The organism is Haladaptatus caseinilyticus, assembly GCF_026248685.1.
GTDB classification, from domain to species: Archaea; Halobacteriota; Halobacteria; order Halobacteriales; family Haladaptataceae; genus Haladaptatus; species Haladaptatus caseinilyticus.
In genome coordinates, this window is record NZ_CP111040.1 from 257847 (window position 1) to 270784 (window position 12938).

Genomic DNA, 12938 nt, shown 5'->3' on the forward strand with positions numbered 1-12938 from the left:
GATGTACGAAGGGCACACGATAGGCGTCGTCGTGCCCGCGTACAACGAAGAAGGGTTTGTCGGCGATGTACTTGATTCGCTTCCCGACTTCGTAGACCGCGTCTATGCCATCGACGACGCCTCGACAGACGATACATGGGAGGAGATACGTGCGCACGCCGCTGTTGAGCGGGCACCACGTGCTGGTGTAAGTGATGATACTGATGGAAAAGTCGTTGCCATACGCCATCAACAGAATCGAGGTGCTGGTGGTGCTATCAAAACCGGCTATCTCGCAGCACGGGATGACGGTATTGATGTAACAGTCACCATTGATGCAGATGGTCAGATGGATCCTGGGATGATGACGCAGTTCTTGGACCCAATTGTCGCTGAGAAAGCTGATTACACGAAGGGTAATCGACTTTCGAATTCAGAGTTTCGCAGCGCGATGCCGCGTTTCCGATTGCTCGGAAACTGGTTATTGACTGGATTGACGAGAATTGCCAGCGGTTATTGGGATATCACTGACCCACAAAATGGGTATACCGCTATCTCATTACAAGCACTCGAGGCAATTGATCTTGAAGAAATGTATGAATATTATGGTTATTGTAACGATATCCTTGTGAAACTAAATGTGGCCGATATGCAAGTCGCTGATGTAGATATGCCTTCGGCATATGGCGACGAAGAAAGTAGTATCGAGTATGATGACTATATTCCGAAAGTGTCGATCATGCTCCTCAGAAACTTTTTCTGGCGACTTGGATCGCGGTATCGTACTCATCCACTCGGAATCGCTTACGCTCTCGGAATCCTGAGTGCATTGGCTGGCTTTGCTCATGGTTTCCGTGCTATTGGTTCCATTTTCTCTGGGTCGGAGACCGACAATGCCCAAAAGTCGCTCACATCACTTGTGTTGGGTGTCATCGCCATTGCCATTGGAATCATTCTTGACCGGAGGGAAAGTCGATGAAGGTATTTGTTACAATTCAACATCCCGCTCACGTACACTTCTTCCGCAATGCGATTGCGGAATTAGAAGACGACGGGCATGACGTGCACGTCTTTGCCCGAGAAAAAGAGATGGCTGTTGAACTCCTCCAGTTATACGATATTGAACACGAAGTCTTAGCTGGAACTGCGTCTGGGCTATCACAGTTGGCCCGAGTTCAGGCAACCTACGAGGCACGTTTGCTACATCGAGCTATCCAATCAAAGCCTGACGTAATAGCTGCAATTGGCGGCGTTGCGGCGGCTCATGTTGCAAAAGTTGTCGGAGCACGGAGTGTCATTTTCTATGACACGGAGCATGCGTCACTTATTCAAAATCTCGCATTCCCGTTTGCGAGCGTGGTCTATACACCTGACTGTTATCGAGGTAGTATTGGCCCAAAGCAGGTACGATACTCCGGATATCACGAACTCGCGTATCTGCACCCTAATCGTTTCGAACCGGATCCTACCATTGTTTCCGACCTAGGACTTGACCCCGACGATACGTTTGTCGTCCTTCGGCTCATTGAGTGGGGAGCATCTCACGATGTAGGTCAGGGTGGATTCGGCGATGTAAAGGACGTAGTTACACAACTCGAAGATGCTGGTGCTGAGGTGCTAATCACTTCCGAACGGTCCCTTCCTCCGGAAATCGAATCTCGACGTGCAACGGTTGAACCGCACCGAATGCATGACCTCCTGGCATTCGCCAATCTTTTTGTTGGCGAGGGAGCAACGATGGCTGCGGAGAGTGCAGTACTCGGTACGCCGGCAATCTATGTTAATACCCTCACGATGGGTTACACAGATGAACTTGACGAGCGCTATGGTCTATTATTCAATTACCAGGATGAAGATCGTCATAAGCTAGCGCTTAAAAAAGCAATCTCAATTCTCGAGGGAGATGAGGATTGGGACGCACGTCGTCAACAGCTGTTGTCAGACAAGATTGACACAACGGATGTAGTTCTCCGCGGTATAAAAGGTCATTCCCGGCAGTCAAACGACCAATCACAAACACCGGATATGGAGGCTTGAGTACTATGACAAAATCACGAATTAATAGACGGAGGAAATAGTATGCCCAGTAGAATGACCGGTTGGCTTCAGCAGCGGCGTTTCGACGTTGATGCTGCAATCATCGGCTTTGTAATTGCGCTTGGGCTGTTTCCACTGCGCTTTTTCGCCTCCCAGATTTATATCCAAACGATCCCTATCGTTCTTGGACTGGGCTGTGGTCTTTATTTGCTTGCTGTACGCAGCAACAATGAATCGTTGGAACTGTTCCCGTCTTTTTCTCAGCCTGTCGCACAAATATTACCTAGCGTTGTCTTCGTGATAACCACACTGATGGTAGGCGCTGCGCTCTTTTCAGGAGAGCGTTCGCTGTTGTTTCATATCCTCTCGGGTATCGCAGGGACGCTCATTATTCTTCAAATCCTGTTCACCGATGACGAGGATTTCCTTCCTGCACTGTTACTCACCCAAATTCTAGTCTTAGCGTTTGTCATCCGGTTTATGGCGATTTACACGACGCCGTCATTCATTGGGATTGATATTTGGACACATATGACCCAGTTGGCTCAGGGTGTACTCAACGAACATTCGCTGTCTGCGATGCAGGGTAACAAACACATTGCAGCACCACTCTATCATCTATTGGTTGCATCCTCGGCAATGTTATATGATGTTTCACTCCGGAACGCACTGTATCTTTCTGTCGGTGTGGCAATGCCGATGGTTGTGCTGTTCGTTTATGGAGCCACGAAATTACTCGTTCCAACGCGATGGGCGGTGTTTGCTGCAATGCTCTACTCGATTGGTGATTATGTCATCGAATGGGGTATCCACGTTATCCCGACCAGCCACGGATTGTTGGTCTTCCTTGCTATTCTCTACGCACTTCTACGAATTATGCGGTTAGAATATAATGCACGGGACTTCGGATTGCTTGTATTCCTCTCTATTGCAATCATATTGACTCACCAGGTCTCGACGTTCATCATGCTAGTCGTCCTTTTATCGGGACTAGTTGCACAGTTCGTCTTGCGATTTGACCTTTTCCGAATGTCGACGCCAAAAAGACCGGGTGTCTACCGCCAAATAGAACCAGTCAATCTTGCTGGTTTACTGGCGTTCGATATGGGACTTATCACCTTCATGTGGTCGTTCACCCCATATAATGGAGACTCATTCCTTGCAACCGTGCTGTCCTACCTTGGGGAGACCCTGCGGTCGAGTGCTGGTGTATTAAATCTGGCCAGCAACAATGCCGAAGGTATTACGCTTCCTCCAGCAACGTTTGTCGAAACTGTGGTATCGTACATCGACACCATGGGATTCCTGTTACTGTTTGGGCTGACCGTTGTTGGTTGTCTGTACGTTCTCCGCAGAAAGAGCATCTCACACTCGGTATTCACACTATTGTTTGCCACTGTTGTGATGACCGGCTTTACGCTTGGATTGCCCCTATTTGGCATCCGTAATTTCATCCCACAACGGTGGTTTGCATTCCTCTACGCACCAATGGCTATCCTAGCTGCGATCGGCGTTGGTTATCTTGTTCACAATCTTAATCGAAATGTGCTAGTGGCCGCTTTACTCGTAATCGCGCTTATTTATCCAAGTGTGATGGTGATGTCTGGTCACGGAACACTGGATAGCCCAGTATTCAAAGAAGAGCAAGAGCGACTCGGATACACCGAACCCGAGATGGCAGCTGTCTCTACTATTGCGTCTATGACTGGATCCACTGATTCTTCAAACGTGTTGCCATCACAGGTGCTTCGGACAGATCATCCATATCAGACTGTATTTGCTAGAACAGGGGCCTATCCGGCGGATGCATTCAATATTTCCGTAGACGGTGGCCCGACGAACCATCCCCTCACCCTCTATAGGAAATACCAGACCGAGGGAGCACCACAATACCGTCTGGTCAACGAATCTGAAAATGCGAGCGTTCCCGTGCGTCGGACTGTCCCAAAACAGCAAGTCTGTCGCCCAAGTCAGAGCGTGCTCTACACGAATGGTGATGTTGTGATGTGTGCAAATCAAACGGTCTGAAGATTGAACTTCTAGCGTGAAACAATATTCTTTTAATTGCATGAAAAATCATACACTATGAGCGTTGTTTGAATGTCTTGTACCTAGCTATGGAACGAACTTTTGGAGACCACCTTGGCGAACCCCGGAGCAAGAAGCAATTTTGGACAACTCTCTCGAAGACCTCGTCAGATCAGGTGAGGATTCAACTCCAATGACATCCTCCCCGGCGTAAACGATGGGGTTTTCTCCAAGAGGAATACTTGACTGATTGGTTCGGTTTTTAGACGCATACGCACCGAGCGTCATCTGTGTCGGTGCGCTCTGCTTGGGTCAGTCTTACGGTGGTGTCACAACCGCTCCCTTCCCGTGGTAAGTCATCCTCACAATTTCCAAGTGCAACTCTCTTCTCACGGGTTCAACCCGTTGCGTAATGCTTGCGGCGTCACTGATATCCGTCTAAAACGTCGAAACGCGACAGTTGTCGTTCGTACAGCGGAACTCCGCTTGCGACCACCCTTTCCGATGTGACGACATTCATGACATGTTTGGCTTGTGTAGGCGGGGTTGATGTATTCGACGGGGATACCTACGTCCGTTACTTTGTCCTCGATACGGCTCTGTAGCCGCGCAAAGGGCCATGCGTGCAACCGGCGGTTCATGTACTTGCCGTAGTTCAATCGTTTTCGGAGGGACATCAAATCCTCCATCACGATTACCGGATTCTCGAATCCAGTAGCGTAGTCTACCACATCACGATTGGCTTCTCCACGATATCCATCAGTGCATTCTGGTAGTAGTTGAATCGCTCGTCAATTCGCCAATCTACATTGCGTTCCTGTAGTCGCCAAAAGCGTGGTGGACATCTCCTTTCGGAGGTGCTTCGCACGCCTGTCACTCCAAAGAACGGGCCTTGTCAGTGTACTATGCTTACGGCCACAGGCCGTAATGAGCACAGTCTCACTGATATCAAGTTCGACTGGTGTAGTGTCACCGTCCGTTGTTGGTTCGTCAGTCGATTGCTTGATGGTGACTTGGAGTACCCGATTTTCCCGACAAAGACTGCTATGTATCGACATTCCCTGTAGATATTAACGCGGTGGCGAACATCGTCACTCGCGTAGACCCGTAAGGTAAGAGCGTTTCATAGAACTCGAGATGCAATAACACATCACTGGATGGGAACGGTCGTGATACCGCCACAGTATACCGGAAATCAAACGCGAAACCTACACGGATGACGCTTTCGGCGTCCTCAGGTTAGATCCACAGTAGCAAGGCAGATCACCTTAAAAAAAGCTCAGGTGTGTAGACTGGGGAGGATATCACGACGTACTATAATCACCTTCGTGAGAAGCAAACAGTCCGTCGTCGGTTGTTGTCGAAGTAGTTGTACTGGTGCGCTGAGTTGTCTGCCTTGTTGTGAACCCGGTTTGTGATGTCGTCGTTGTGAATCTAGGTTGGGTTGTGGTTGTTCCAAAGGTGGACTGGGAAGTGGTTGTCGTAAATGGTGGTTGGGTTGTTGCGCTGCTTGTTTGTGTTTCTGTATCTGGCGAGGATGTGCTTGAGGGTGTGCTAGTTTCAGTAGGTTGGGTTTCCTCATCACCTTCACTTTCATCATCACCGCCGTTTGTGGTTCTAGCTTCTGTCGCGCTACTCTGTTGAGAAAGCCAAAGTCGCAATACTTTGTATGGGCTGCCAGATGGTTCGCCTTTGTATAGTAACAGGCGGACCCGAACATTATCGCCCGAAAGGGACCGATCAGTAGTGAAAGTCACCTGCTTTTTCTGCTCAGACTCGATTGTCACCTGCTGTTCGCCAATCTGTGTTTGTTGGCTCACACTCCCATCTTGAACTCGCTCTAATACTGCCACAACAGTGTACCTTGTCCGCTCACCTTCGTGGTTAGTAACGTTAACCGTTAATCCACTATCGAGATCAACTTGATAGAATGTCTCTGTGTTACTGTTGATATCTTGCCCTTCAATATTGAATTCAGTAAACTGCTCCCCCTGTGGTGGGTTAAGAACTGCAAACCCAACGCTACTCGCGACCAATAGAAAACTAATAACAATTCCAATATTTATCATTGAGGTCGTTTTTCCACTCACTCGTCTGTCTGTTGAATTAAAGAGGAGTCCGGGCAATCCGGGCGAATATCGTTGATAGGAAGGCACTCTCCAGCGGCGAATAAAAGCAATAAGAGTTGATAAAATTGTAAAACAAACAACTCCAACTAAAATCGGCATCAATCGGACACCCCATGGTGTGAAATTCGCTAACGCCGCAACCATTGGCACAATAGCGATACTTGCTACGACAGCGAGACCAACTCTTTCAGGGCCGCCAACTGCATACTCTACATCGGTTGTGTCGTCTCCAAATACTCGAATCTCACCTTCTCCACCTTCTGGGAAGAGCGCAGATATAAAAACGTATCCCGGCAAAAATACGACGAGCGGTAGCACGAGTGCAACACGCAATCGCCCACCGACCCCTGCAATCACTGCAAATCCGCTTATACCGGTCAGTATGAGGGTTAGCACGAGATCTATAAACCACCAGCGGCTATTCGTACTCATTGTAATCTAGGTCGCGAGAAACGGGTTTTATTATACGGCTCCTAATCAGTGCTCGGATCGAATTTCGTCTACTTCATTATCGTCAGTTGGTAAATGAAGAACGTCAATTGGACTGACTACCGTTTCAGAGCATTGACCAACCCAACCGACCATATCATTAATCCGAAGCTTGTGTCGAGGCGGTAACTCGTGAATCGACTCGTACTCCGGAAACAGTCGCTGATCCAAATTATACCGGTCGTATACCAACTTACGGTCCGGCCATGCCGGTTCGAAATTCTTCACGAATGGAAGTTTTCGTCGTGCAAATCGCTCCATTTCCGAAAGGAGTGTCGACATATATGGCCGGTCTGGCGGTCGGTGGCGGAAGATATCTGTATCTAATTGCCGAATCGCACGGATGAATGTCGCTGTGCTACGGTATTCCGGTGGTGTCTGCAGATGCCACTCCAATAGTTCTGTGTCTGCTGCAATGAATGATTCAAGGTAGTTGTCCGCGAGATGTGTGCGGAACGGAATCGTGGGTTGATTGCTAATACTGAACAGCGACAATGCATTTTGTATTGAGTCAGTGCGTTCCCAACATCGGTCGAATTCATTGGCAATCGCATCGCTCACGAATTCATTAGCTGCGTCCAAGTCATCCGTATACTGCTCGGCGATGAATCGGCTCTTATCGGGAAGGTAGCCGAAATTGTCGAACGAAGCTTCAACTGGATCTGGGTCCATTTCCATCTGCTTCAGTGGAATACGCTTCCCAAGTAATTCAAACTCCTTTCGCTTTTGTCCAAACCCACGGAGAAGCGTATCAAATAGGAGACCATGATACATTGTATCTACTTCGATGTCACTGTTGTATCCCGCGTGGTGGATGTGGATTGATTCTTTGATGCCGTTAGTGTCTCTGACCTTTTCCTCACCGGGAACGATGTAGCGGTCATTCGTTACTAGTGTAGTATGATTGACGCCATACTGCTTGGCCAGTCGTCGAGCGACTTTAACCTCCTGTGCATCTGGCACGCCGACCGTATAACAGTGCTCAATTTCTGGAAACTGAGACAATAGTGTCCGCGAGTCATATCCTGCAGACAGGAGCAACCCCTTCCTCCCAGGTTGACGCGACCGGCGGCGGATCGCTCGCTGCATTCGATCTGCTAGCTCGCTCGCGTAGTCCATCTTCTGTTCATTATAGACGAACCGGTCAAGTTCACCAACTTCGTCTCGTGTTAGATAACCATCAAATGAAGTACGATGAAGCTCATGAAACAGCGTTTTGTTACCAAGAACGACACCCATGTGCAGAAATTCGCCAACCGATTGTCTGCGCATCGTTGGGTTATCAATGGTTTTGGCGACTTCTGCTGCGTCCGAACCAAACACTCGAACCCCAGGACCATCGGTATAAAAGCATTCCCACGACCGAATTGGATCAGTGAGAACGACGGCGTCTCCCTCATGTTCGATAAATGCAAGATAGGACCCGTTGAGAGCTTCAATCGCTTCTTTTCCCTTTTTTTCATACTGTTCAAGCAACCAGCGAGCAGGCTCTGACCATCCACGTTTATTTGGATATGCCTCTCCCCAGATAATGCACGATCCGCGCTCTCCAGAATAAGAAGCGCTTCGTCCAGGAATCCCAAGTCCAGTATCCCGAATTCCAACTGTTGCAATGTCGCTTGTTACAACATCATCAAACTCTCGGTCAGAACGGAATCGCTCAAACTCATCCCGGTCGCCGAATACACCGAATATTTCCTTATTCATCATTCTCACACCTCTTTTCACTATTGGAATGTCGTCCCGTGTCACGACGATTCCTGGTGGTCGACAGAATTCGTCTTGCATCAGTTAATCTCGTTCGTGTCACGGTTGGCTCTATTCATAGCTATCGTGTTTATCGTGGTTAACTATACACAGTATAATATCATGGCTATTGTGTTTAGGAACAACTAAAACCTGTTTTCTTGCTTGGTCCATCTCTCGGTCAGATCAGTGTTTTTGACCAAATTTGTTTTTACTGACTCATTTTCAGTTACTATCAGAGGGTTCTCACATGTCCTTGGAGAATCACCCTCATCTGATTTGGTTTCGTTTTAATCTTCATCATTATCTAGTCATCTGTTATTGTATGAGTATTCCAGTAGTCAAGTTACACTATCACAGTTAAATCAAAGTTCGACTTCTAGCTTAAGCCGGGGTACCAAGCTGTACGTAGGTAATTTCAGAAAGCTCTGGTTCATATTAATACTCAACAAGTTTTATTCATCGATCTAAAATAATTCAATATGTACCAAAATCGGAATGCAGATCGTATTATGAACCTATTAAGCCTCTTTTGTGACTTTCTGCGGCGATTTATCCGTTATATATATTTATGATTCCCCCTCCAGATTGTCCCATATGCTTAGTTTGGAGAAACGGGCCGCAAAAAGCCACCTCTGGAATTTATGCAAACGTGTGGGCGTTGCGCCTCTTCTCGCGACTATCTATTGGCAAACCAAGCTTGCGATCCATCTCTGGTCCGTATCAATGACAATCAAAGGTCAAACGGCCGAATTCGCAGCTGATACGCGGACTGAGTATCAACGTGCTACATCCCTTGTTGGTGAGCTTGCAGTAGTAGAATCACTACTCGATGATGTCCAAGAGTCCGACGTCGTATACGATATTGGTGCGAATATTGGAACGCATACTTGCTTTATTGGAAAGCGTCTCAAGAGTGGTATGGTTGTCGCATTTGAACCCATGCCGAAAAACGCGACTCGCCTCAGGTATAATCTTTCAACAAATCTACCAGCCGATCGATGGCAAATCGCTGAATTCGCACTTTCAAACAAAGACGGTTCTGGAACACTCGCGGTCAAGAGCCAGAATTACGGCGAAGGAAAGCACTCTTTGTCCGCAGATGGCGAACTCAAAATCGATGTGATGCGGGGTGAAACACTAATCGCCAAAGAACGATTTCCGACACCAGATATTCTAAAAATTGATGTTGAAGGTGCGGAATTGCAGGTTCTAGAAGGGTTTGGTGAGCAGCTCTCCGACATTCGTATCGTGTATGCAGAACTCCACCACGACTTGAGTGAGAAGTACGGAACCTCCACGGATGAGATCGAAGCGTACCTTCGCAACAATGGATTTGAGATCGAAAGACTTAGCGAGCGGTCGGATGCCTACCATATCAGAGCCGTTCAGAAGCAGCAGTAATAGTCCGAGGAACAGATTATAGCCGGTCTGTGATAATTAGAACTCGTTACCCCAGCCGTCGTAGCCGTCAGAGGACCGGTCGTCGATACCGTTCTCAAGATGAGATTTCTTGACGTAGATATCTTTTGCCTCATCTTTGAGTAGCAGACCCACATCACCACGTCGTGAACGAGCAGAGACTCCTTCAAACCATGTTCCCTCGCCACCGTCCTCGATTGGGTGGTCTTCGGAGACGTAATCTCCTTCGTAAACAAGTACGTCGTTTCCGAAGTTTGTCAGTGCGCGTCGGCCTTTTCCACCTCCATGATTGACATTCACACTACGGAACTCACACCCATCACGGTCGTTGTGGATCGCACTCCGGCTACCATTTGTTGGTGCTTCACCCGTAACAGTCACATCTTGCAAGTACACCGGCTGATCACCTTCTTTGATTTTAATGGCCGGCCCGCCACCGCTCTCGTGTTTTACCTGGGTGTGTTTGATACGGGTTTGCCCCCCAGACGAACGGATGGAAATCGCAGCTGTTGGTTCATCTGTGCGCACAGTAACCGTTGAATCTACAATATAACAGTATTCTGCACCGTTCGTAACCCAGATCGAGGGACTTTCTCTTACGTTGGTTTGGAAATCAACATTGCGTGCGACGAGCACATTTCCTTGCTCCATGCGAAGGCCGCGCTGTCCGATTCCATGTGGATCTTGTTGATCGACGATGATTGTCGCGTCTTTGATGTAGCTTCTATTCCCACCGAGACGGACGTTCGCACCCATGCTGTTCTGAAAGCGTCCTCCTTCGATTTGAATTGAACCGGAACCGTTTGCAGCATAAAGGCCATTATCCGGGAAACTTCCGAGAATGCAATCACGGAACGTCATCGTCCCCTTGTTATAATCGTTACAGAGGATACCAGTTGGACCACGCCACAGTGAGTCTCCAGGCGTTTCTCCGGTCCAGTCTGCACCATCGGGTGCCTCGAACCGTTCTACGATCCCCTCACCGTCAGAATCGGTAATGACGAAGCGTGCTGGGCCAAATGTACCACTGTCATGTCGTCCAATGATCTCGATATCCCGAACGATGAGCCCATCAGTTATTTCTGCTTCAATAACACGGATGCCTGTTTCGTCAGCCGTTTGGTCGATGGTGAAGCCCTCTATGCGTAGATCGGTGCCCGGGTCATAGTCTACGCCCATGCGGAACAACCGATGGTTTCCGTCACCCTCATCGTCGAATGTATGGTAGTTTGCAGGGACAATTTCCGCGTCGTCACCGACCATGCCGAAATTCTTGAAGCCAGTGAAACGGAACTGTTTGTCCATATAGTAACGTCCCGATGGGAAATAGAGCAGCGTATCATCATCTGCATACTCTTCAAGTACGGGCGTAATAGACTCATCTCCACTGTCATCTGCTCCCACTTCCGTCACATCAATAACAGTACCATACTGATCGTCATATTCTGACTTATTAGCAGATGCAGAACCAACAATTGCGGATGATGCTGCAATTGCTCCAGCTAGTTTAAGATAAGTTCTACGAGACGTTGCATTTCGATTTCGCTTGTCTGACGCCATCAAAATCGAAAAAACAAGCCCGGGTATTAGTTATCAGGGTCTTAGTTCACTTTCTCCCTGTGTTCCCTCTGTTGGAAACGTTGTAAACGGTCTCTAACCGGCCGCATTTCCCCCTGGTTAACAGTTTACATCGTAGTCTTAAGCGCCATATAAGAAAATACCTATGTCTGTTTTGGTAGGGTAGCGATGAAACGACAGACTCGACGTACGTTCCTGACGACGGTCGGTGCCGCCGGTACTCTTAGTCTTGCTGGTTGCTCCGCCCTTAGCGACTCTGATGGTCAGGAGACAACCTCAAAAACTACCAGTCAAACGGGATCGCCCTCCACAACGTCTGATAACGGTAAGGAAACTACCACGCAGCCAAGTCAAGGCCCACAAACCTTCGAAAGCTTCGAAAAGCTTGGCTCTTGGAGTGCCGTCGATAGACAGGGGAAGCTCAAGAAAAGTACAAAACAAAAGTACGAAGGATCACAGTCGGCTCACATTGTTGGAAGTCAGCAAACAAAAGAGGGCCACATTTACCGTGCAGATTTTGCACAGGATGGTAGTCCGGAAGACTTCAGCAACAAAAATCTCTCTCTGGCATTCAAGTGTACATCGCATGATTTCGTGAAGATCGCGGTTCAGCTGTATGCTCCTGATCGCGGCCACATCGTCGAAATGAAGCGGACTCTCTATGGGCCAAAGGGGAAGTGGGTTCGTGTTAATCTCGGTGTCACGAGTGCTCAGCGACAGCAAAGCGTTGATCTCTCGAAGGTGTATGAGATGAGAATCATCGGTCGTCCAAGAGACCCCAATACAAGTAAGCCCATTGAATTCTATGTTGATGATATGAAAACCGTTCCTGCACCAAAGAAGGGAATGGTGATGCTTACTTTCGACGATGGCCTCGAATCTCATTTCACGAAGGCCCATAAAATGATGAATAAGTATAATTTCGGCGGCGTTGACGCCATTATTACGGATGCCGTTTACGACGACGGCTTCCTAACACAGGGTCAAATGCGTAAAATGGTCGAGAGCGGTTGGGATATGATTGCCCACCCGAACACCCAGGCACAATCGATGAACCAACGACCGGCCAAAGAGCAAGAGCAGCTCATGATGGAATCCAAAAATTGGCTGAAAAAGTATGGATATAACGGTCACAAATATATGGCCGTTCCGAAAAATGTCCTCGGACCGAATACGTTTGACCTTGCTCAGAAGCATTTTGATGCAACGCTTTCATTCGGTGCGGCTCCAAACGCAGCTCCTGTTATTAAAAAGGACACCATTGTCTCGCGAATGTACGGGGATAGCAGCGTTCAACAAACCAAGAAGATGATTGACTACGCAGCCAAGTACAAGCAACTGTCCCCCTTCCTGTTCCACAAAATCGGCGGGCAAGATGGATTCCCAGAGAAGAAGTTTGAGCAGATTCTGAAGTATATCAAACAGAGTAATGTTGAAGTTGTCACGCTCACAGATCTGGCTGAGCGCAACATGCTCATCTAAGCATTTCTCAACGCGGCTTTGTCTACTTTTGTGGTTGTAAGAAACAGC

At 48.2% G+C, this 12938-nt stretch carries 9 protein-coding genes; 5 read left to right on the forward strand and 4 right to left on the reverse strand.

Features of this window, described 5'->3' with window-relative positions; translation table 11 throughout:
- The first annotated feature begins 1 nt into the window (after position 1).
- The 3 genes from OOF89_RS18420 to OOF89_RS18430 are packed head-to-tail and all read left to right on the forward strand — an operon-like array spanning position 2 to position 4044.
- Entirely contained in the window at positions 2-958 is a 957-nt protein-coding gene (locus tag OOF89_RS18420; RefSeq protein ID WP_266081726.1) for a glycosyltransferase family 2 protein, read from the forward strand.
- Positions 955-2016 carry a DUF354 domain-containing protein gene (locus tag OOF89_RS18425; protein WP_266081728.1) on the forward strand — a complete coding sequence of 354 codons (1062 nt, stop codon included), beginning with the start codon at positions 955-957 and terminating at the stop codon, positions 2014-2016. The genes OOF89_RS18420 and OOF89_RS18425 overlap by 4 nt, the downstream gene beginning before the upstream one ends.
- 42 nt (positions 2017-2058) lie before the next feature.
- Positions 2059-4044 (forward strand): hypothetical protein, encoded by a 1986-nt coding sequence (locus OOF89_RS18430; protein WP_266081730.1) that lies wholly within the window; start codon positions 2059-2061, stop codon positions 4042-4044.
- Positions 4045-4433: 389 nt separating this feature from the next.
- Here OOF89_RS18430 and OOF89_RS18435 read toward each other — a convergent pair whose 3' ends face one another.
- From OOF89_RS18435 to OOF89_RS18445, 3 genes are all read right to left on the reverse strand, one after another.
- Positions 4434-4733: an IS200/IS605 family accessory protein TnpB-related protein gene (locus OOF89_RS18435; protein WP_328517203.1), complete on the reverse strand. Its 300-nt coding sequence runs from the start codon at positions 4731-4733 to the stop codon at positions 4434-4436.
- 615 nt (positions 4734-5348) lie between these two features.
- The gene (locus OOF89_RS18440; RefSeq protein ID WP_266081732.1) at positions 5349-6605 is read right to left on the reverse strand and encodes a DUF1616 domain-containing protein; all 1257 of its coding nucleotides are present in this window, start codon (positions 6603-6605) and stop codon (positions 5349-5351) included.
- 45 nt (positions 6606-6650) lie between these two features.
- Positions 6651-8450, reverse strand: coding sequence for an asparagine synthase-related protein (locus OOF89_RS18445; protein ID WP_266081733.1), 1800 nt, complete (start codon positions 8448-8450; stop codon positions 6651-6653).
- Positions 8451-9005: 555 nt separating this feature from the next.
- Between OOF89_RS18445 and OOF89_RS18450 the strand changes: the two genes are divergently transcribed.
- Positions 9006-9812, forward strand: a complete 807-nt coding sequence (locus tag OOF89_RS18450; protein WP_266081735.1) for an FkbM family methyltransferase — start codon at positions 9006-9008, stop codon at positions 9810-9812.
- Between the two features lie 36 nt (positions 9813-9848).
- Here the strand turns inward: OOF89_RS18450 and OOF89_RS18455 are convergent, their stop codons facing one another.
- The gene (locus tag OOF89_RS18455; RefSeq protein ID WP_266081737.1) at positions 9849-11390 is read right to left on the reverse strand and encodes a hypothetical protein; all 1542 of its coding nucleotides are present in this window, start codon (positions 11388-11390) and stop codon (positions 9849-9851) included.
- Between the two features lie 186 nt (positions 11391-11576).
- Here OOF89_RS18455 and OOF89_RS18460 point away from each other — a divergent pair, with 186 nt between their 5' ends.
- The gene (locus OOF89_RS18460; protein WP_266081739.1) at positions 11577-12890 is read left to right on the forward strand and encodes a polysaccharide deacetylase family protein; all 1314 of its coding nucleotides are present in this window, start codon (positions 11577-11579) and stop codon (positions 12888-12890) included.
- The last annotated feature ends 48 nt before the right edge of the window (positions 12891-12938 follow it).

Bases quoted from the DNA above. Each gene is read 5' to 3' on its own strand.
- OOF89_RS18430 (WP_266081730.1), top strand. From the start codon at position 2,059: ATGCCCAGTAGAATGACCGGTTGGCTTCAGCAGCGGCGTTTCGACGTT.
- OOF89_RS18420 (WP_266081726.1), top strand. From the start codon at position 2: ATGTACGAAGGGCACACGATAGGCGTCGTCGTGCCCGCGTACAACGAA.
- OOF89_RS18450 (WP_266081735.1), top strand. From the start codon at position 9,006: ATGCTTAGTTTGGAGAAACGGGCCGCAAAAAGCCACCTCTGGAATTTA.
- OOF89_RS18440 (WP_266081732.1), bottom strand. From the start codon at position 6,605: ATGAGTACGAATAGCCGCTGGTGGTTTATAGATCTCGTGCTAACCCTC.
- OOF89_RS18460 (WP_266081739.1), top strand. From the start codon at position 11,577: ATGAAACGACAGACTCGACGTACGTTCCTGACGACGGTCGGTGCCGCC.
- OOF89_RS18455 (WP_266081737.1), bottom strand. From the start codon at position 11,390: ATGGCGTCAGACAAGCGAAATCGAAATGCAACGTCTCGTAGAACTTAT.
- OOF89_RS18425 (WP_266081728.1), top strand. From the start codon at position 955: ATGAAGGTATTTGTTACAATTCAACATCCCGCTCACGTACACTTCTTC.
- OOF89_RS18435 (WP_328517203.1), bottom strand. From the start codon at position 4,733: ATGGAGGATTTGATGTCCCTCCGAAAACGATTGAACTACGGCAAGTAC.
- OOF89_RS18445 (WP_266081733.1), bottom strand. From the start codon at position 8,450: ATGCAAGACGAATTCTGTCGACCACCAGGAATCGTCGTGACACGGGAC.